We start from the raw sequence: 19,571 nt of genomic DNA, 5'->3' as shown, positions 1-19,571 counted from the left end.
AAGCCGTCATGCGCAATCTGAACCATCACACCATCACCGACGCCGTGCTTGCGCGGCAGGCGCAGACGGCAGACCCGCGGCTCAAGCGCATCATGGACAGTCTCGTGCAGCACCTGCATGCCTTTGCACGCGAGGTGGAGCTGACCGAAGAGGAGTGGTTCAAGGGCATCGAGTTCCTGACCCGCTGCGGCCACATCACCGACGATAAGCGCCAGGAGTTCATCCTGCTGTCGGACGTGCTGGGCCTGTCGATGCTGACGGTGGCGCAGAACAACGACAAGCCTGCCGGCTGCACCGAGGCGACCGTCTTCGGCCCGTTCCACGTGGAAGGAGCGCCTCACTATGAACTCGGCGCCGACATCTCCAACGGTGCGCGCGGCATCCCGTGCCTGGTGCGCGGCACCGTGCGCGGCATGGGCGGCGAGCCGGTCGCCAACGCCCGCATGGACGTGTGGCAATCGGACGAAGACGGCCTGTACGACGTGCAGCATCCGGAGCTCGGCCACGCACAGGCGCGCGGCATCGTGCACGCCGACAGCGAGGGCCGCTACCACTTCCGTTCGATCCTGGCCGTTCCCTACGCCATTCCGCACGATGGCCCGGTGGGCGATCTCTTGAAGGCCACCGGCCGGCATCCGTGGCGTCCCGCGCACCTGCACTTCCTGATCGAGGCGGATGGCTACGAGAAACTGATCACGCACGTGTTCCGCAGCGACGATCGCTACCTGGATTCGGACGCCGTGTTCGGTGTGCGCCAGTCGCTGATCGCCGACTGGAAGCAGCAAGCCGACGGCTCCTACGTCGTTGAATATGACTTCGTGCTGAACAAGCGGGACGCTGCGGATGCCCGACACCTCGCCTTCTTCAACAACCGCAAAGGACGCGCAATGATCCGGCACATCGTCATGTGGGACGTGAGCGGAGACACGGCCGAAGAAAAGCAGAGAAACATGGACCGCATTCAAAGCGGCTTCCATGGCCTGCGCGGCTGCATTCCCGGGTTGCTCCACCTAGAGATCGGTGTGGATGCCAGCAACGTTGACTATGCCTGCGACGTGGTGTTGTACAGCGAGTTCGAATCGTGGGAAGCATTGGCTGGGTATGCGGTGCATCCGGAACATCTGCGGGTGCGCGACGAACTGGCTGGCGTCCGCATCGCCCGGCATCAGGTGGACTACGAAGTCCGGCCCGGCAGAGCCGGGGCTGAGCGCGACATAGCGGGGACCGCATGAAGGACTTCGTCTACAACAGCCAGCCGTCGCGGGTGGTGTTCGGCGTCGGGAGCTTGGCGCACCTGGAGCGCGAGATCGAACTGCTAGGGGCGCGCCGTGCGCTGGTGCTGTGCACACCCGAGCAGCAGGACCAGGCGCAGTTGGTGGTCGGGCGTCTTGGCAGCCGGGCGGCTGGCGTCTTTGCGCGCGCCGTCATGCATGTGCCCATCGAGACGGCGCGCGAGGCCCGTGACGAGGCGCGCCGCGTGGGCGCGGACTGCGCCATCGCCATCGGAGGCGGCTCGACCACCGGCCTGGGCAAGGCCATTGCGCTGGAATCCGGCCTGCCGATTCTTGCCATCCCCACGACTTACGCCGGAAGCGAGATGACGCCAATCTACGGCATCACCGAGGGTGGCTTGAAGAAGACCGGCAAGGACGCGCGCGTGCTGCCTCGCACTGTGATCTACGACCCGGAGTTGACGTTGACGCTGCCCGTGGCCATGAGCATCACGAGCGGCATGAATGCGATTGCACACGCGGCCGAAGGCCTGTACGCGCGCGACGGCAATCCCGTGATGGACCTGATGGCCGAGGAAGGCATTCGCGCCTTGGCCAGGGCGCTGCCGGCCATCCGCCGGCGCTGCGACGATGTCGATGCCCGCGCAGACGCGCTGTACGGTGCGTGGCTGTGCGGTACGGTACTTGGCAGCGTGGGCATGGCGCTTCACCACAAGCTGTGCCACACCCTGGGCGGCAGCTTCAATCTGCATCATGCCGAGGTGCACACGGTGGTGCTGCCTCAGGCCATCGCCTTCAACGCGCCGGCGGCGCCTGAAGCCATGTCCCGCATCCGGCGCGCACTCGGGGGAGCAGCGCAAAGCAGCGCCGCGGCGAGCCTGTTCGATCTGGCACGAGACAACGGGGCGCCGGTGGCGCTGCGCGACATCGGCATGAAGGAGGATGATCTCGACCCTGCGGCAAATATCGTCGTGAGCAATCCGTACTGGAACCCCCGAGACGCCGGCTTGGCAGAGCGCGATGAGATCAGGCAACTCCTCCAGAACGCTTTCGATGGCATCCGGCCTGAATAGGAAGCAGCACGCAGGTAGCTGCAGACCTAGTTGCATGTAAAGCTGCCGGCAGTCGTCGCGTCACCCGAACCGCTGTAGGTGATCTTTTTCGGATACACGCAAAGTGGCAGGGAGACAGCTGCGTTGGGCGACGAAACATCGATTCGGTCTGGCGCGACTCCTTTCTCCACCCAGTTCTGCAGATTAGTGAACATTTCATCTCGCCCCGATGCTGGTTGAGGCAGCGGCTCGTTGAGAGCGCCGACGAAAGCACCGGTGTGCGACAACGCAGGGATGAGATAGAAGCGATAGAAGCTCTGGACTGCCGCCAACCCACCCATGCCATCCACGACGCGTGAGTAGTAGTTGACCGATCCATTCGGCATGATGAGGTTGTCGGCCAGCCCGTGATACATGATCAACTTTCCTTTGCGTGCCTTGAAAGCACTGAGGTCTGGGTTATCGGTGTTGATATTGCTGAACTGCGTCTGCAGCAGCAGTCCCTTCGCCGTCGAGTCCGCCAATTCCCCATAGCTCAGTGTCTTCCACTTGTCCTGGCCGTTGCTCACGGCGTTGACGAAGTCCGGCGTCGCGTATGTGGGATCTTGCAACGTGAGGGCCAGTTGATCGGTGCCGATGCTCAGGGGCGCGGGCCCGGCGAGCGCGGCGAGGTTTGCTCCACGGGTTTGGCCAAACCACACGCGATGGCTGTTGCTCAAGACGGGTGCGCTGTCGATCTCGATCGCAGGGTCGGGCGCGCTGCCATCTTTGGTCTGGCCGTACCACATCTTGTTGATCGCGGTCGCCTCGGCGAGGCTGACACAGCTTGCGCCCGAATTGGAACCGACGACGCCCGTGTTGCCGGTCACGCCGCTGCAAAGCGCAGCGGCGTCCTTCGCAGGGTCATAGTGGCACGAGAATGGATCGATCAGAAAACCGAGGGCCGCGCCGCCGCACGCATGGATGGCACTTGTGGTGACTGCAGCGAGCTTGGAAGTCACGATGGGGGCACCCAGGTCCCGCTGCATCACCACTTGCGGGTACACCAGTGCGTGAAGAAGTTGAACCCAGTTGACCGCTGGAGCGCCCGCGAGGATGCCGTCGAATTCGTCCGGGAACACCTGCGCCATCTTCAAGCCCTGCCGGCCACCCTGAGAAAACCCGTCCCAGTACGCATACCTGTACGGCTTGCCGTAGAAGGCCTTGGCCAGCAACTTCGTTTTGGCCGCGAGTTCGTGGATCGCGCGCTCGGAAAAGTCTTTCCACCCGACCGTATTGATGCTCGCGTCCGGATTCATGAGGAAGGCACCACCGCTGCCGAAATGGCCATCGTCGGATGTGGAGATCACGAAGCCCTTCGCGACGGCTGCCGCCTTGACAGGGATCGGACTGCCGCTGCCGCCATTACCCAACTTGGCCAAGTTCGTCTCGTCGCTGCCAGCAAATCCACCGTTGCCGTAGACCCGGATGCGTTCGTTCCAGGCCGAGGCGTTGGGCAGCCATACTTCGATGCCGATGCCCGCGGTGGTCGAAGGCGCTCCGGCCGGCCCCGGATTTCCAGGACCGACCAACAGCTTCACCACGCAAGTGTCCGCACCGGCCTTCGGCGTAGACGCCGTGGCTGTACCGGACAGGAGGAGAGGCTCGCCAGCCTTGAACTGCCTCACGAGCAGGACGCTCGTGGCCGAGTCCGGCTTGAAGGCCGTCTTCATACTGTCATCGCATGAAAGATTCGCTGGTGCCGCAGGTGTGCTTGGCGGTGGCGGCGGGGTTGTGCCGCCGATGACGTTATTGAAAGCCCCATGGCCACCGCCGCCGCCACAAGCGGCAAGCGCAAGGAGCGACGTGAGGATGATTGCTCGAATGAACTGTGCGGAGCCAGTTCTTTTCGGTGGAGATTGGATTTGATAGCGCATCATGTTTGTCTCCATGGGTCTTTCGTAGATGGTGCGGGCCGCCGCCGGTTGGCTTTGGCGCTGACGTCGGCGAGCACGTCGGCCGGCGGGCGCGCCGCGAATCTTCGTGGCCCATCGCATAGGCATAAAGTGCTCAAATGGCAGAGGGGATCTCGCCGGGCGCGTGATCGGTAGTTACCCGTGGGTTTTCGCTGACGTCCAACCCAGCTATTCGGCCCTGATGTCGGGCGACGCAATTGTGGGCACGCCTTGCGAGATGGCGGCGTCGTTCTGGGCCACCATCGCGCGCCGGTAAGCAGGCCGCGTCTGCAGGCGCTCCCAATAGGCGCGAACCGACGGCGTGAACTGCTGGTCGAGGCCGAGATGCTGAGCCAGCAGCAGCGCGTAGCCGACCGAAACATCGGCGGCGGTGAAGCGGTCCACGCAAAGGAACGCCTGCTCCGATAAGAGAGGTTCCAGCGTCCGCAATCTCGCGAGGAACCACTTGCCGTAGTCGTGCGCCACTTGGGGCTGACGCCGTTCGCCCGTTTCGAAGTGCAGATAGCGCAGCACCAGCGTCTGCGGGAACGTCAGGGTCGCTTCCCCGAAATGCAGGTAGTTCAGGTAGGCGCCGAAGGCCGGCTCATCGACGCCCACATCGAGCTTTCCCGGGGAAAAGCGTGCCGCCAAATACTGGCAGATGGCGGACGACTCGGTCATGCGAACGGAGCCGTCGAACATGGCCGGCACGGTTCCCAGGGGATTGATCTCCAGGTACGACCGAGCAAGCGCTCGAGGCGGGAACGGCATCATCTTCAGCTCGTACGCGACCCCGATCTCCTCGAGCATCCACAAGGGACGAAACGAACGTGCGCTCACGCAATGGTGCAGGGTGATCATGGCTTCAGTGCTTGGTGATGGCGGGCGTCGACCCGCTTCTTACAGCGTCGGCGATAAGGTCACCCATGCGCGCCGTTCCAACCAGCAAAGTGCTGCTGCATTGGATGTCCGCGGTACGTAAGCCCTGGCCCAGCACCGAACGTATCGCAGCCTCGACCACCGCGGAAAGATCGGGCCGGCGCGCGGAGTGGCGCAACAGGAGCCCAAGGGCGCGGATGCAGGCGATGGGATTCGCGACATCCCGCCCGGCGATGTCAAGGGCGGTCCCATGCCCTGCCTCGAACATGCCCTTGGCGCCATCTCCCAGCATCGCCGATGCCGGCAGTCCGATTGACCCTGTCAGGACCGAAGCCGCATCGCTCAGGAGATCGCCAAAGAGATTGCCTGTCAGGATGACGTCGAAGGACGCGGGACGGCCGATGAGTTGCATCAGCGCGTTGTCCGCGTACAGGTGTGTGAGTTCCACGTCGGGGTACTGCGCTGCCAGCTCGCTCACCACCGAACGCCAGAGGCCGGACGTTTCCAGCACATTGGCCTTGTCCACGCTCGCAAGTTTTCCGCGCCGCGCGCGTGCCATGTCGAACGCAATGTGCGCAATTCGCCGCACCTCTTCTTCGGCATACCGCATCGTGTCGAAGCCTTCGCGCTGTCCCTCGAAAGCCCCGTCCGGCGCGCTGCGCTGGCCGCGCGGCAGCCCGGTGTAGACGTCTCCGTTCAGCTCGCGCACCACCAGCAGGTCGGTGCTGGCCACACGTTCCGTGCGCAAGGGCGAGAGCCGCGCCAGATCCGGCGGAACAACGACCTCCTTGAGGCAGGCGAAGAGCCCGAGCTCGCGCCGCAGGCCAAGCAATGCGCGTTCCGGCCTCAGGGCACGCGCCAAGTGATCGAACCGTGGATTGCCCACGGTACCGAAAAGGACTGCGTCGGCGCGTCGCACCACGGAAAGCGTCTCGTCCGGCAAGGGGCTGCCATGCGATTCGAACGCGACACCGCCAACAGCGCCCTCTTCTACTTCAGCATGAAACCCGAGAGGCTCCAGGGCCTCAAGCACCTTCCGCGCCTGAGCGATGATTTCCGGTCCGACGCCCTCGCCCGGCAGTGCCGCGATCCTGAATGCGGGCACCGACTCAGTCCAGCGTGGCGCCGGACTGCTTCACCAGCTTCTGGTGCTTCACCAACTCCGACTCGAAGAAGGCTGGCGCCAGGTCGGGCCCCGTGTTCAACACCGTGAGCCCTTGGCCTGCGATGACGTTTCTTGCTTCCGGCGACACCAGGGCATCTTGCACCGCCGCGGCATAGCTGTCGACCACGGGCTTCGGCAAGCCCGCGGGACCGATCAACGCGACCCAGGCGTCGAAGCTGTACTTGGGCACGCCCGATTCCATCATCGTCGGCACGTCGGGCAAAGCCGCAGAGCGCGCCGGTGTGGTCACCGCCAGCGCGCGCAGCGCTCCGGCCTTGATCTGCGGGGCGACCTGCGAGATCGAAACGAATGCGAGTTGCACCTGCCCGCCGATCAGGTCGGTGATGAGCGGTCCGGTGCCGCGGTAGGGCACGTGCTTCATGTCGATGCCGGTCTCGCTCACCATCAGTTCCCCCGCCAGGTGGAGCACGCTCCCGTTGCCGGCAGACCCGTAGTTGAGCTTGCTGGGATTGGCCTTCGCATAGGCCAGCAGTTCCTTCACGCTCTTCACCGGCAGCGCGTTGTTCACCACCAGCACGACCGGCACCGTGGCCAGTACCGCGATGGGCGTGATGTCCTTCATGCTGTCGTAGGGAATCGTCTTGTAGATGCCTGGATTGATGACATGGTTGGACGACACCATGCCGAGCGTGAGCCCGTCCTTGGGTGCCTTCACGATCTGGGCCGTGCCCGGAATCCCACCGGCGCCGACGACGTTCTCGACTACGACCGGATGGCCGGTCGCGCGCCCAAAGGCCGGCGCGACCGCGCGGGCGACCGCATCGACCGTCGAGCCGGCGGCCAGCGGAACGACGAGCCGTATCGGCCGGTCGGCGTTCGGGGTTTGCGCAGCAGCGATCAATGACGTGGCCAGCAGCGCAGTCGCAAATGAAAGGGAAGAAATGGCTTTCCGGAGGAAATGTGCACGCATGGGTTTGTCTCTCTCGCTTTGTTGGAATTCATGGATGGCGCGCCTGGAGCTCGGCAAACGAAACGAGTTCGCCCGCAATCGCGCTGGCCGCCACCGTGGGCGGGCTGGCGAGCCAGACCTTTCCGGGTCCGCCCCGGCCGGGGAAGTTGCGGTTGATGGCGCTCACGGTGACCTGGTCGGCCCGCACCGAACCACCCGGTCCGCAGTTGCCGCAAGCGCCGCAGGAGGGCTGAAGCATGCGGGCGCCCACGCGTTCGAACGCATCCATGTAGCCGGCCGCAATGCAGTGGTCGCGCACCGCGGTGGTTCCGAACTGGAGATACAGGTCCACCCCGGGCGCGACTTTGAGCCCGCGGTCCGCCGCCCACCGGAGCACCGCGTGGTAGTGGTCGAAGTCTTCGCGCTTGCCGGCCGTGCACGAGCCGCCGTAGGCGATGTCGATGGGCACCCGCTGGCCGACCGACGCAAGCGGCAGGCCATTGCCCGGATCGCCCGGCGCGGCGACCATGGGGGGAATCTGCGTGCAGTCGACGTGGAGCGTTCTGGCGTAGACCGCGCCGTCGTCGCTGTGCATCCACGGCTCGACTTCGAAATCGATGCCGCGGCGCTCGCGCAGGAAGCGCACGGTCTCGGCATCGGGAGCGACCAGGCCGGTGAAGCCGCCGAGTTCCGCCGTCATGTTGGTGAGCGTGGCGCGCTCGTCCGTCGTCATGCGCCGCACCACCTCGCCCGTGAACTCGAACACCTTGCCGACCCCGCCGCCGTCGCGCACCAAGGGCAGCGCCAGCAGATGCAGCACGACGTCCTTCGCGGTCACGCCAGGGGCCAGCGAGCCATCGAGCACGATCCTCAAGGACTGCGGCACCGTCAGCCGCACCGCCCCCGTCACGAAGGCATTCGCCATGTCCGTGGTTCCCACGCCGAAGGCCACGCAACCCAGCGCGCCGCTGTGCGGCGTGTGCGAATCCGTGCCCACCACCAGTTGGCCCGGCAGCGCATAGTGTTCCGCCACCATGGCGTGCGAGATGCCGGCCACGTTGGTGCCGTCGTCCATTGCGGCCTGTTCCTCCGTCAGCGTGCGGTGCGAGCGCAAGCCGTAGGCGGCGACGAATTCGCGCTGCGCCTCGACCATGCGGTGCACATTCGGCACCAGGCCGCCACGCACGTGCGCGGGGCTTTCCGCGACATAGGACGTGTGGTCTTCGAAGACGACGATGGAATCGGCGTCGTGCAGCACCAGCGGGCGGCCGAAGGTGGCATGCAGCATGTGCGCGGCCATGCCTGTGTAGTACTCGTGGATGAATCGAAGGTCGGCGCGCACGAAGGCACCGTCGCCTGGCGCGGGATGCGCCTGCGTCAGCTCGGTGGCGAGCGCGTGGCGCGCCACGATCTTCTCGAACAGGGTGCGCGGGCGCGCGTCCTGAGCCTCGGGCGGCACCCTGATGTCGCGCATGAATCGTTGGCCGAAGCGCAGCAGCCCGCCGCTCCGGAGGATCATCGTGGCCAACGCGTCGCGGCCGGCCACCAGGTCTTCGATCGGGATCGCCTCGCCCGCCCGGATGCGCGCGACCAGCCCGAAGTCGGTCGAGGTGAACAGGCCGATGTTGTCGGCGTTCTGCCGGTACAGGCGCTCGAAGCTTTCGGCGATGACCAGCCGCACGCCGGCCGCCTTCTCGGCGGTGGGGCTGTGCTCGCGCGACGAGCCCTTGCCATAGCGCCTGCCCGCGACCACGACCTCGATGCCCGATTCGCGGATGGCATCGGTGTCGATGGGGCATGCCTCGCCCGCCTTCAAGCCGGTGTAGGGGTAGCGGCCCAGTTGGTCGTCGTAGTGCGTGAGGATCGGCAGCGGCGTGATCTCGTCCGTCGAAACATCGTCACGCAATGGCAACGCGTCGGCGAGTTCGAGGGGTTCTCCCTGCAAACCCAGTTCGACCATGCGTGCGGAACAGCTCAGGAAGAGAATGCGCGGCTCGAACCGGATGCTTTCGGCGCTTGGGGCGGCTGGCGTGGAGGCTGGCATGCCCCGATGTTGGCGGGCCGTGGCAGCGCCATAAAGCGCTCGTATGGCACAGGGGATCTCGCCATCCGCGAGATCGGTGATTACCCTTGCAGGCTCTCGATGAGCGCCGCAACTGCGCGAGGCTGCGGCGTCTTGCGCAGGGCGTAGATGTTCAGGACGCGGTCGGCCCACTCTTCCGCCAGCGGGCGCCTGGCAAAGCGGTCGGCCCCCGCATAGGCCGTCACGGCACTTCGAGGCACCACGGCGATGCCGAGGCCTGCCTCCACCATGCGGCAGACGGCATCGAAGCTGCTGACCGTCACCTTCGGGTTGAAGTGCTTGCCCAATGCCGCGGCGCGTTCATTCAGGGACCGGTCCATCGCGCCGCCCTGGTGAATGCCCACCAAAGGATATTCGAGGGCACGCGCAAACGTGACGGCCTGCAGGTCCGCCAACTCATGCCCCGAGGGAAGCACCACGAGCAACGGGTCGGAGGCAAAGCGCCATGAATCCATGCCCGCCGGCACCGCGACGTCGACACCCACGCCGACATCGGCCCGGTCGTCCAGGCAGGCGCGCAGCACGTCGCGCGTGTCTTCCTCGTGCAGGGCGACCTCCACGCCCGGGTATGCCTCCATGAAGCGGTGCAGGCGCTCGGGCAGGAACCCGATCACGGAGGACATGTTGGCGTGAAGGCGCACCCTGCCCCGCACTTCGCCGCCTTCGCTCTGCACCTCGCGCAGCAAGGCCTGGAGTTCGTCGTCGAGGCGTTCGCCCCGCGCCAGCACCAGCCGGCCCGCGTCGGTCAGCGCAATGCCACGCGGCGAGCGCACGAACAGCGGCGTCTCGAATGCATGCTCCAGATCCGCGATCCTGCGGCTCAATGCCGAAGGTGCGATGTTTTCCGCGGCAGCGGCACGCACGATGGAGCCGGCCCGGGCCGCCGCCACGAACAATCTGATGCTGTAGGAATCGATTCGACGGGTCACGGGCTTCATCGCTTGGTGGAATGTCAAGTTTGGCATAAGGGGCTTGCCGCGCTGCCTCACATACTTAGGCAGTGAAGCACCGCCCCGCGGGAGATGCCGGAGCGCCGGCGTGCGCCCGCAACAACTGAAGCCTATCGCACGTATCTCAGGCTCGTCGCGTGAGCCTTCCCTTGATTCCAAGGAACTGCTGATGTCAGATCTACTGGAAAAACCGGAGCATGGCTCCTGCGTGTATCGTGGTTCGCAATCCATGTACCAGCAGCTCGCGACTTGGCTCGCGATCGAGGCAACCAAAGCGCGGAAGCAGCGGCGCGATCTTCGGCAGATCCACACACATTACGCAGCTGGAAACACGAATTCTTCTTCATGCGGGTTCGATCGCGGACGTGGGCTCAATCGGTTGAATGGGAATCCAAACGCCTGCAAGAACTGGAGCGGGCTTGCGACGAGGCGTGGACACAGGAGATGTCGAGAGGCCGGCAGGTCGCGCCAAGACCCGATGCCTTCCAGGCACGCTGATCAGGTCCAGCGCGGGCCGATGCCAAACCAGCGGTGTCGTCGACCACGCACCGCGAAGATGGCGCCGCCCTTGGCGCCGAGGGCACTCACCTGGCCCTTCGTTGCAGACGGGATCGGGACATCGTCCTAGACCGACAGGCCGTGCCGCCGCCCCAGGTTCCAAGTGACAGATTCCCCACGCATGGTGGCTGATACATGCTGCCCCAATCGCTGCTCTATCACCGGTCGCCATGGCACCAGGCTGAACGCCATCCCCTCGTGGAGCATGGCGAAGCGCCCGCTGGCGAGCTGGATGGAGCGACGGTAAACACCGCTGGCACGCCCACCATCCCGCAGTGGCCGGTAGGTCTTGCCGGTCTGGTCTTGCAGAGACTTCCCCACAGCCGACAGTTCACGGTCACGCAAGGTGGACAACAAGTTACGCGACAACACCATGCGCTGACCTCGACGTTCGGCCAATCCCTGCTCGACGAGGAAATCCGCGCGGCCGCGCATCGCCTCGCGTACCTGCGCGCCAAAGCCCTGCGCTGCCACCCCACCGCCCTCCCCGATCAATTGCCCGTCCAGCCAGGTCGCACCGATGGCACGCACCTGCTGGTCGATGGGAAGGTGTGAGTGCAATTCGATGGTGGGGCCCGTTCCTTTCCGTGCATCATGCTGCTGAGCTTGCTGCACCAGGTCCGGCGGCACCCGCCAGACGCCTTCGGCCACGCGCGCCACGACACCGCTGCGGCGCAGTGCCTCGAGCCGCCGCACGTGCACATTGACGGTCGCCTGCGGGTCGCGGTCCGCCGCCTGCTCCAGTCGGGCCAGATGGTCGACGGTCTTGTAGATGCCATCCTGGGCGACTGCCGCGATGGTGCGGTCCACAGTGCGCTCCCGCCCCGGCGGCTTTGTCTCAACGATGCCGTCCACCGGCAGCGCCGGCAGATCGGTGCCGGGCGGCAGGTTCAGGTAATGCGCCCGGCCGTCGATACCATCGACCACCAGATAGCCGCGGTCTTGCAACTCGTCGGCCAGACCCTTGGCCACGATGCGGCCAATGACGGGAACGGCCGACGCGCCATTCAGGACACATTCGCGCTGCTGGCCCTTGAGTGCCCGGCGCATGGTGTCCAGTGCCTCCTCGCGCTCGCCCATCGCAGTCAAGATGCGCGCCATGTCCGGCGCCAGCCGCCAGCGATTGGCATCAACCCGCTCGGCCAGCGCCATGGCTTCGAGCCGCTGCAGCCGCGCCCGCAGCAGGTTCTGGCGTTGCCGGTCTTCGGGCCGGCCCGTCAGGTCGACGGTATCGGCCACGGCCTGGCGCAACAAGGCCCGGTCCAGGCCGGTAAGCCGCTGCTGCGCGACTTCGCGCTGCAGGCTCTGCCTGATCTCGGTCTCGGTACGCGGACCCAGCCATTCGGTGGAGATCTCGCTCGCGCGCATGCGCATCCCATGTGCCATGTAGTCCGGCGCGATCACCAGATCTTCCTTGCCGGCGGTCCGGCCGTTCAGGACGATGTGGGTATGCGGGTTGTCCGTGTCCCAGTGATCGACGGCCACCCAGTCCAGCGGCGTCTCCAGATCCACCGCCATGCGCTGCATCAGTTGTCGGGTGAAGCCGCGCAGGTCTTCCAGGTCGACCGCGTCCTCGGCCGAGACGATGAAGCGAAACTGGTGGCGGTCTCCCCTGCCCCGCTCCTCGAAGGCCTGGACGTCGGCGGCATCGGTGTCGGGCCCGTAGGCCTGGCCGCGCTGCCCGTCGCGTGTGACTCCATCGCGCTCGATGTATCGAAGGTGGGTGGAAACCGAGTTCGCGCCGGCGTTCCGGAGCACCACAAAGCGGGCCTTGATGACCACGCGCCGGGCATGCACGCCCAGGCGACCGACTGCCATGCCGGCCGCAACGCGGCCCCGGCCAAAGGTCGACGCGGGCCGCCCTGCCCGCTGGCCGGAGGCCTTGGCGCCGGCCTTCGAGACTTCCTTGAGGACCTGGGACACGAAGCGCTCCGGGCGCGATCCTGCGCGGGACTTCGGGGCCGCGGGCCGAACGCGAAAGCGGTCACCATCCGGTTCCCTACGAGTGGCCATGGCGGGCACTCCAGCGCAATGGGTCGCAAAGGATCGGAAGCGGCACGCGCGCCATGCCCCAGCGATGCGGCATTGCGCACTGGCGCGGCACCGGCCCCAGCAGGTGCCGTGCCGCGCCCACTCCACGTGCAGACGGGCTTTGCGAGTGGCGGCGTGCCGCCCCCTTTATCTGGCCCTCCGTCTCCGCCTCCCGCTTCCGCTCCCGGCTCCGACCTACCGCCAGCCGCGCACGACGTGCGCAACGCTGCCCGTGGGGCAGCGGCGGTGCAGCTCGCGCTGCACGCTGGCGACGGGCCCTCTGCACGATCCGGCGCAGCACGGACGCGCGTCCGGCTGCAGTTCGACGGCATGCTCGGTCGCAGGAAGCCGCGAAGTTCATGGCGCACTCCATGTCCACAAGGGCCGCGCGACGCCGAGCACAGCCGAAGCGGAGATGGGTCCGAAATACCGGCTGTCGAAGGACGCCGGGTTCGTGTCGCCCAGCAGGAACAACTCGCCCACTGCGAGGGCACGGCACTGCGTCCAAGCTTGCAATGGGCGAAACGCGCCGTCTTGCGTCCGTACGCTCACCACCACGGTTCCGTCGATCTGCACAAGCTGGTTCCGAACACACACGGATTGCGGCGCGAGGGCGCCGATGCGCTTGAGGATCGGCACGCCGGCCGGCAAGTAGCCGCGCTGTGCCGCGAAGGCGGCCGCGTCGGCCGGAAGCCGTGCCAGCACGATGCGGCCGACGTGCAGCGAGGCTGCGCTCTCCATGCGGCCGATGCGATACCAACCCCGCGGCACGCTATCGCTCGGGTTGTAGACCACGAACACGCGGTCGCGTGTCACCACCGGCATGACGGCCGGCGCGCACAGCGCAGTCAAGCCGACGCCCATGCAGGCGAAGAGCAGGCGCGGCGTCATCGCAGCGCCCCGCGCGCCAGATGCGCGGCATGCCGCTCGGCGGTGTAGACCGGCAGCGGCTGGCGCGCAGCCAGCCGGTTGCCGACCGTGCGCCAGTACGTGACGGCCACCACGGACGGGTCGATGCTCGAGGCCTCGATCGCGTCAACTGCCGCAAGCACGGCCTTGACCTGGGCCTCGCCATCAGCGCGCAGCAGAATTCGTGCGCCCGGTTGCACACCGGCAACACGCTGTGCGCCGTCGAACGGCGTGGGGGCCTGCAGCACCATCAGCTGCCACAGTGCCGTGCCGTAGTCGTTGCCGATCCACTTGACACGACAGCAGACCGCGCCCGGCTCGAAGATCGCGACGCGCCGCCAGTGATCGAGGATGGTCTCGCGCGCCGGCCGACCGAAGCGCAGCCAGACGTTCACACGATGCTCGACGAAGGCCAGAGACACCCGCATGGGGGTGGGCCCGCGAGTGGTTCCCGGTGGCGCGACGGCTGGGGGCGAGGGCCGCGTAGAAAGCGGCTGCGGCTGCATCACGGTTCACCTCCGCCGTACTCTCGCTCCAGCAGCTCGCGCAGCATCTCGGCTGCGGTCATGCCGCGCTTGAACGCGACGACCTTGATGTTTCCTCGCAGCGTAGGCGTCACGTCAATGGTCAGGCGCGCGGTGTAGATCGACGCCTTATCCGCGCCCACCAGTTCGTCGGCGCGCCGCACCCACGCCGACGCCGGATCGGCAGCCGGCCTGCGGCCGATCGGCGCGCGCTTCGGCGATGCGGATGTCGCTCGCGACGTCATCGCAGCATCTCCCGCACGACCTGCGCCAACGCAGCGATCTCGCGCGCCGCGGCACATGTGGGCGCTGCTTCGCACGCGAGTCGACCGGCAGCGACACTGTCGGCGAACACGATGCGCTGCGAGATTTCGGCGCGTAGCGCGGCGAACGGCTGATCGGCCAGCGCCGCACGCGCCTCGCGGCCGATGACCGTGCCCACCACGCGCCGGTTGATCACGAAAGCGGCGCGCAGTTGCGGCCGAAACACCCTCGCCTCGATCACGAGCTGCACCATCTCGTGGCTGGCCCACACGTCGTAAGCGCTGGGCTGCACAGGAATCAGCACCAGGTCGGCGGCCAGCAGCGCGGAGCGCGCGAGAGCCGCGACCCGGGGTGGCCCATCGATGACCACGTAATCGGCCTGCGAGGCGATCTGCGGCGCCTCCTGGTGCAGCGAGTCCCTCGCGAGCCCGAAGACGCCGTACAGCCGCTGCTGACCGTTCTGGAGCCGCCGCTGCGCCCAGTCCAAGGCCGAGCCCTGCGGATCGGCATCGAGCAGCGTGACGCGCCGGCCTTGCATCGCCAGTTCGCCGGCGAGATGCGTGGCGAGCGTTGTCTTGCCTGCACCACCCTTCTGGTTCAGCAGCGCGATCACCTTGCCGTGCCGAGGCCCACTTCCTGGCGAGCGGTTTTCGGCACTCAGACCTGCTTGGGCTGCTTCGGTTAAAGCACTGCCCGTTGTTGGAGCAGCTTCGGCTCGCGCGCGCGTGACTTCCATTTATGTATCCCTTTAGATGTTTAGGGAGGCCCGAAACGGTTGCCGGGCGCGGCCTCCGGCCCGATCGGTGCGGGCGATCCACCGATGTTTCTGCGGGTGATCCACCGAGGGTCGTGCGGGCGATCCACCGAGTCCGTCCCCACGTCATCCACAGGTTCTTCAACAGAAACTGTGGATAAGTCGCTTTGGAACGGTTCGGCCGGCATCGGTCGGAAAGCCAACCACTCCATGCCACCGCTGCGCTCGATTAACAGCCGGTAGCCCGGCAGCGCCTGGCGCCGCACCAGTTGGCGCACCTGCAACGCGAAGTCGGAGCGGCGCTGCAGGCTTCCGGACTTCAGATGCAAGTGGCGCATCTCGAAGCGCCAGCCCGCAGGCTGTCGCCCGCCGTGCTTGCGCACCAGCCGGTACAGCCAGCGCTCGATGCCGCCGGAAAGCCGGAAGTACGTGGGATCGAGCGTGAGCACCAGGGCCTCGTCCATCACACCCGAGAAGAACCAGTCGGCCAGGATCAGCTCGATGCCGTCGGCGCGTCCGTCGGACCGGATGTACTCCTTCCATTCGTTGATCCAGGAGAAGCGGTGCACGCGCATCGCGCCGTTCGGACGCTCCCGTTGGCGCAGCGTCGTGGCGACGGTGGTGGACTGCAAGCGGTCCAGTGCGGCGCGCAGCGCCAAGTAGTCGCTGCGGCCGGTGCCGCGCTGCGCGAAGCGCAGAATCTCGTAGGGCGTGGCCACCATCAGGCGCGAAGGCGTGATGCCTTCCTTCTTGGCCTGGACGATCTGGCTCGCGGCCCAGATCAACACGTCGGCGTCCCAGATCGTCGCGATGCCGTGCTCCGGCACCCCTTCGACCGTGAGCGAGACACCGCCGGCCTCGAAGCGGATCGGCACCGCGCGCGGCGACTTGGCCAGCGAGAAGAACGGGTAGGCCATCAGGTCCTGCGCATCGCGCAGCGCCATGTCGCCCGGCAGCGCGCGGAACAGCGACAGCTGTTCGCGTTCATTTGGGCGCTTCGACATGGATGGAGCCTCCCTGCCCTGCATCAATCAGCGGACGAAATCGCGCTGCACGTAGCCTGGATCGGAGGTCATCTCATACGCCCGACTGTTCGCCCAGGCCCGCAGATCCTCGACGGCGTAGACCACGCGCGCGCCGAACTTCCGAAAGCGCGGCCCCCCGCCCAGCACGCGGTGCTTCTCCAGCGTGCGGGGCGACAGGCGCAGGAAGGCGCCGGCCTCATCGGTGGTCAGGAACTCGGGGTTGGCCGGCGCGGCGGGCACCGCAAGGGGCCGCGGCGCAGCCGTCGCAGCGCGGGCGGAAAACGGGGAACTGGCACTTGCCATGAGGGCCTCCATCGTTGTCGCGGGGCCGCGAACCATTCGCAGCCCAGGGGAGGCAGTCTCGGGAGAAAGGGCCTTTTTGCGCAGGGAGATATTCAGCGCACCGGTTCGTCTCCGGGATGCTCCGCCGCGGTGCGCCGTATGCCCGCGAGGCTCAGATAGCCACCGCCCATATACGTCTCGGCGCGCCGCAACAGGTGCCGGACTGCGGCGCGCAGTTCGCCATCGGCGTGCCAGCGCACCACAGCGTCGAGGCCGAAGAGGCCTTGTGCAATGTCGCGGTGCGACGCACCGGCCTGCGCGCCATCGAGCGCCTGCAAGGCGCGAAGATGCAGCAGCGCGGCGCGGGTGACAGCCCGCGTGGAATCCTCGGCTGGCGCATGGCCCTGAAGAGCCTGTGCCTGCGCGTTGAACGCATCCAACTGGCCGCGCAGGCCAGGGCCGAGTGGGACGGCGCAGGTGTAGGCCGCGCCATCGGAGAGGTCGTCGGCCAGCGACATGCGCAGCCGCTGCGCGGACACCTCGGTCAGCAACGTGAAGCCCGAGCCGCCGAGCGCCAGGCGCTTGCGACCAGGCACGCGCCAGAGGTCGAAGGTCGGCCGGGTCGAAGCGCCGTGCGCGCGTGAAGCACGCACGTGCAGCAGCTCGTCAGCCGCCGTGATCCAGAACGGCTGCGCTTCGCGCGCATCGAGACGGGGGTCTTCGGCGCTGTCGCAACCCCCACCGTTCAAGCGATGCGGCGCGCCGTGCCCAGTCCGCCTGGTACTGCGGATGGCGGCGCAGGTACTCCCACGCGAGCGCGGGGCTATCGAGATCGAGCGTGTAGAGGTAGGACGCCGACGCGCGCCAGAGCGCGCTCGGCAGACCTTCGGCCTTGCGGTCGGTCATGGCAGAACTCACTTCTTCTTGCTTGTGCGAAGGCTGCCACAGGCACGGCCGGCATGGCTGGCTTTTGCGGCGATGCGCTGTCGCGCGAGCAGCGACGATTCCGTGCGCCCCCACCCGCCAAGGAAGTTCAGTCGTTGATCGACCCGTCGCGCTGCGCTTCGGCCACATAGCCGGACAACGGCTGGCGTGCCCTGAAATGCGGATCGGCGACGATGCGCAATTCCTGGGGACCGCGCACACACTCGAGCGCCGACAGGCTCACGTGCCCAAGCTCGGGGAAGCCTGTACCGGCATCGGTCAGCCCATAGGCGCGATCACCATCGGCATCGAGTTCGGTGAGCAACCAGCAGGCTGGGGCGTCCAAGGTGTACAGCTTGACGACGGGATAAGGATCGACAACGCGGCCATCGGCGCGCGCTACGCCGTTGGCCAGCATCTGGTCACGCTGCTGTTCGGTGAGGAATGCCATGGCTTCGAGAGGAGACCTTGGAATGCTAGTGCGACAAACGAAGATCTGTAAGTCAAATTGGTGACTTCATGCGACACGAAGCTTTGCGCGATGCCTCGCTGTCGAATCGCACTCGACAACGCCTTGAAGAGAATGCACTTTGAACACTATAGATTGTAGCCCTATAGAGGTCGATAGGGTGTCATCACCGTTCCCCGACGAACGACCGAATGACCTCCGCCACCCACTCTTTCCCTACGGCTCTCAAGGCTGTCCGGAAAGCCCGTGGCCTGAGTCAGGAAGCGTTTTCCGATGTGTCGAGTCGCACGTACCTGAGTTCGCTCGAACGCGGCCTGAAGAGTCCGACCCTCAGCAAGGTGAGCGACCTGTGCGAGGTCATGGACGTGCATCCACTCACGCTGCTGACGCTCGCCTATGCCGGCAACGACAAGGCCAGAGACAAGCTCTTCGAGCGTGTACGGCGCGAGCTGGCAGAAATCCAAGGCCCGCAAGCAGAATGAAAGCGCGGCCGATTGGCCGCGCCTTTGGCGCTACGCCACGATCCGCCCGGCCAGCCGCGCTTCGCGCGCGTAGCCGCTCAGCGGCTTGTCGGCGATGAAATGGAGATCGCGCTCAATCGGCAGGCCCCGCTTCTCGCCGAAGCCCTCCAGTTCCGTCAGGCTCACGTAGCCCAACTCGGGAAAGCCTTGCCCGAGGTCGCAGAGGCCGAACGCGCGGTCATCATCCTCGCGATCGATCTCACACAGCAACCAGGTCGCGCCCGCGTTGGGCGTGAACAGCTTGACCACCAGCGCCGTCGCGCGGGCGGCAACAATCCGGTACTCCCACCCGCCATGAGTTTCAGTCGTTGATCGATCCGTCGCGCTGCGCATCGGCCGCGTAGCCGGACAGCGGCTGCCGCGCCCTGAAATGCGGATCGGCGACGATGCGCAGGCCCTGGGGACCGCGCACACGCTCTAGCGCGGACAGGCTCACCTGCCCGAGTTCAGGAAAGCCGGTACCGGCATCGGTCAGCCCATAGGCGCGATCACCGTCGGCATCGAGTTCGGCGAGCAACCAGCAGGCTGGGCCATCCAGCGTGTACAGCTTGACGACGGGATAGGGATCGATGGCTTGGCCACGGGCGCGCGCCGTACCGTTGGCCAGCATCTCGGCGCGCTGCTGCTCGGTGAGAAGAGTCATTTGGCCCTCAAAAAGATGACGGGGTGCTAGCGCCACAAGGACAGGTGCAGAAGGATTTCTGCGCGCGGGCAGATCTCGAAAACAACGATATGAGTTAAAGATAACGTGGTTTAAATTGTGCTGAAACGAGACGCTTCTGTCCATGCAGAAGCGAGCCATTCAGCGAGGACGCCCTACCGGCGCGACGACCTTCGAGGTCGCGCCGGCGCTGGCGTTCGGCGCTGTGGTGCGCGCACTGAGAACCGAGGACGGCATCGCCCAGGAAATGCTGGCGCACCTCGCCGGCATCGAGCGCTCTCACATGGGCAAGATCGAGCGCGGCGAGCACATGCCCACGCTGGTCCTGGTGCTCAAGATCGCCCGGGCGCTGGGGCGCAGCGCCGGCGAGCTGATGCTCGAGACAGAAGCCAGGTTGCCTAAGGAATGGCACCAGCCTCAGGTAAAAGGCTGATGCCTGCGGCG

General features: G+C 66.3%; 21 protein-coding genes and 2 pseudogenes. 5 read left to right on the top strand and 18 right to left on the bottom strand.

Features of this window, described 5'->3' with window-relative positions; translation table 11 throughout:
* Positions 1 to 8: 8 nt before the first annotated feature.
* The 3 genes and pseudogenes from GFK26_RS20870 to GFK26_RS20865 all read left to right on the top strand — a co-directional run.
* Positions 9 to 827 (top strand): annotated as a pseudogene (locus tag GFK26_RS20870) (intradiol ring-cleavage dioxygenase); the annotation flags it as partial.
* A 60-nt stretch (positions 828 to 887) separates the two neighbouring features.
* A complete protein-coding gene (locus GFK26_RS34330) occupies positions 888 to 1,232 on the top strand; it encodes a Dabb family protein (protein WP_228122080.1) in 345 nt (114 codons plus the stop codon).
* Positions 1,229 to 2,305: a maleylacetate reductase gene (locus tag GFK26_RS20865; RefSeq protein ID WP_153283659.1), complete on the top strand. Its 1,077-nt coding sequence runs from the start codon at positions 1,229 to 1,231 to the stop codon at positions 2,303 to 2,305. Before GFK26_RS34330 ends, GFK26_RS20865 begins: the two co-directional genes overlap by 4 nt.
* Before the next feature lie 26 nt (positions 2,306 to 2,331).
* On the opposite strand, the gene GFK26_RS20860 is transcribed toward GFK26_RS20865, so the two are convergent.
* From GFK26_RS20860 to GFK26_RS20785, 16 genes and pseudogenes are all read right to left on the bottom strand, one after another.
* Positions 2,332 to 4,203 (bottom strand): tannase/feruloyl esterase family alpha/beta hydrolase, encoded by a 1,872-nt coding sequence (locus GFK26_RS20860; protein ID WP_228121723.1) that lies wholly within the window; start codon positions 4,201 to 4,203, stop codon positions 2,332 to 2,334.
* Positions 4,204 to 4,407: 204 nt separating this feature from the next.
* The gene (locus GFK26_RS20855; RefSeq protein WP_153283658.1) at positions 4,408 to 5,079 is read right to left on the bottom strand and encodes a glutathione S-transferase family protein; all 672 of its coding nucleotides are present in this window, start codon (positions 5,077 to 5,079) and stop codon (positions 4,408 to 4,410) included.
* Between the two features lie 4 nt (positions 5,080 to 5,083).
* On the bottom strand, positions 5,084 to 6,202 hold the full coding sequence (gene leuB / locus GFK26_RS20850; protein WP_153283657.1) for a 3-isopropylmalate dehydrogenase: 1,119 nt from the start codon (positions 6,200 to 6,202) through the stop codon (positions 5,084 to 5,086).
* Between the two features lie 4 nt (positions 6,203 to 6,206).
* Positions 6,207 to 7,193, bottom strand: coding sequence for a Bug family tripartite tricarboxylate transporter substrate binding protein (locus GFK26_RS20845; protein WP_416222503.1), 987 nt, complete (start codon positions 7,191 to 7,193; stop codon positions 6,207 to 6,209).
* A gap of 28 nt (positions 7,194 to 7,221) precedes the next feature.
* Positions 7,222 to 9,216 carry an aconitase family protein gene (locus tag GFK26_RS20840; RefSeq protein WP_153283656.1) on the bottom strand — a complete coding sequence of 665 codons (1,995 nt, stop codon included), beginning with the start codon at positions 9,214 to 9,216 and terminating at the stop codon, positions 7,222 to 7,224.
* An 80-nt stretch (positions 9,217 to 9,296) separates the two neighbouring features.
* Positions 9,297 to 10,193 (bottom strand): LysR substrate-binding domain-containing protein, encoded by an 897-nt coding sequence (locus GFK26_RS20835; RefSeq protein WP_194273922.1) that lies wholly within the window; start codon positions 10,191 to 10,193, stop codon positions 9,297 to 9,299.
* Between the two features lie 636 nt (positions 10,194 to 10,829).
* Positions 10,830 to 12,686, bottom strand: coding sequence for a DUF3363 domain-containing protein (locus GFK26_RS20830; RefSeq protein ID WP_322745812.1), 1,857 nt, complete (start codon positions 12,684 to 12,686; stop codon positions 10,830 to 10,832).
* A 465-nt stretch (positions 12,687 to 13,151) separates the two neighbouring features.
* Complete coding sequence (locus GFK26_RS20825; RefSeq protein ID WP_153283654.1) at positions 13,152 to 13,685, bottom strand: S26 family signal peptidase; 534 nt, start codon at positions 13,683 to 13,685, stop codon at positions 13,152 to 13,154.
* Positions 13,682 to 14,209 carry a DUF2840 domain-containing protein gene (locus tag GFK26_RS20820; RefSeq protein ID WP_153286045.1) on the bottom strand — a complete coding sequence of 176 codons (528 nt, stop codon included), beginning with the start codon at positions 14,207 to 14,209 and terminating at the stop codon, positions 13,682 to 13,684. The genes GFK26_RS20825 and GFK26_RS20820 overlap by 4 nt, the downstream gene beginning before the upstream one ends.
* Positions 14,209 to 14,472 carry a chromosome partitioning protein ParB gene (locus GFK26_RS20815; RefSeq protein WP_153283653.1) on the bottom strand — a complete coding sequence of 88 codons (264 nt, stop codon included), beginning with the start codon at positions 14,470 to 14,472 and terminating at the stop codon, positions 14,209 to 14,211. The genes GFK26_RS20820 and GFK26_RS20815 overlap by 1 nt, the downstream gene beginning before the upstream one ends.
* Complete coding sequence (parA, locus tag GFK26_RS20810; protein WP_228121722.1) at positions 14,469 to 15,227, bottom strand: ParA family partition ATPase; 759 nt, start codon at positions 15,225 to 15,227, stop codon at positions 14,469 to 14,471. Before parA ends, GFK26_RS20815 begins: the two co-directional genes overlap by 4 nt.
* A 200-nt stretch (positions 15,228 to 15,427) precedes the next feature.
* A pseudogene (locus GFK26_RS20805) lies at positions 15,428 to 16,273 on the bottom strand (replication initiator protein A); the annotation flags it as partial.
* A gap of 3 nt (positions 16,274 to 16,276) precedes the next feature.
* Positions 16,277 to 16,573 carry a helix-turn-helix transcriptional regulator gene (locus GFK26_RS20800; protein ID WP_153283650.1) on the bottom strand — a complete coding sequence of 99 codons (297 nt, stop codon included), beginning with the start codon at positions 16,571 to 16,573 and terminating at the stop codon, positions 16,277 to 16,279.
* 92 nt (positions 16,574 to 16,665) lie between these two features.
* Positions 16,666 to 17,205 (bottom strand): DUF2285 domain-containing protein, encoded by a 540-nt coding sequence (locus tag GFK26_RS20795; RefSeq protein WP_153283649.1) that lies wholly within the window; start codon positions 17,203 to 17,205, stop codon positions 16,666 to 16,668.
* A 13-nt stretch (positions 17,206 to 17,218) separates the two neighbouring features.
* Positions 17,219 to 17,458: a transcriptional regulator domain-containing protein gene (locus GFK26_RS20790; RefSeq protein ID WP_153283648.1), complete on the bottom strand. Its 240-nt coding sequence runs from the start codon at positions 17,456 to 17,458 to the stop codon at positions 17,219 to 17,221.
* 127 nt (positions 17,459 to 17,585) lie between these two features.
* On the bottom strand, positions 17,586 to 17,927 hold the full coding sequence (locus tag GFK26_RS20785) for a DUF2958 domain-containing protein (RefSeq protein WP_153283647.1): 342 nt from the start codon (positions 17,925 to 17,927) through the stop codon (positions 17,586 to 17,588).
* 209 nt (positions 17,928 to 18,136) lie between these two features.
* On the opposite strand from GFK26_RS20785, the gene GFK26_RS20780 reads away from it, so the two are divergent.
* Positions 18,137 to 18,427, top strand: coding sequence for a helix-turn-helix domain-containing protein (locus tag GFK26_RS20780; RefSeq protein WP_153283646.1), 291 nt, complete (start codon positions 18,137 to 18,139; stop codon positions 18,425 to 18,427).
* 30 nt (positions 18,428 to 18,457) lie between these two features.
* Here the strand turns inward: GFK26_RS20780 and GFK26_RS20775 are convergent, their stop codons facing one another.
* A complete protein-coding gene (locus GFK26_RS20775) occupies positions 18,458 to 18,799 on the bottom strand; it encodes a DUF2958 domain-containing protein (protein ID WP_153283645.1) in 342 nt (113 codons plus the stop codon).
* Complete coding sequence (locus GFK26_RS20770; RefSeq protein ID WP_153283644.1) at positions 18,768 to 19,109, bottom strand: DUF2958 domain-containing protein; 342 nt, start codon at positions 19,107 to 19,109, stop codon at positions 18,768 to 18,770. The genes GFK26_RS20775 and GFK26_RS20770 overlap by 32 nt, the downstream gene beginning before the upstream one ends.
* Before the next feature lie 142 nt (positions 19,110 to 19,251).
* Between GFK26_RS20770 and GFK26_RS20765 the strand changes: the two genes are divergently transcribed.
* On the top strand, positions 19,252 to 19,560 hold the full coding sequence (locus GFK26_RS20765) for a helix-turn-helix domain-containing protein (RefSeq protein ID WP_153283643.1): 309 nt from the start codon (positions 19,252 to 19,254) through the stop codon (positions 19,558 to 19,560).
* Positions 19,561 to 19,571: the final 11 nt, after the last annotated feature.

Source organism: Variovorax paradoxus (genome assembly GCF_009498455.1).
GTDB lineage: Bacteria > Pseudomonadota > Gammaproteobacteria > Burkholderiales > Burkholderiaceae_C > Variovorax > Variovorax paradoxus_H.
The sequence above is the reverse complement of the archived record's forward strand: the minus strand, read 5'-3'. Positions and strand labels throughout refer to the sequence as shown.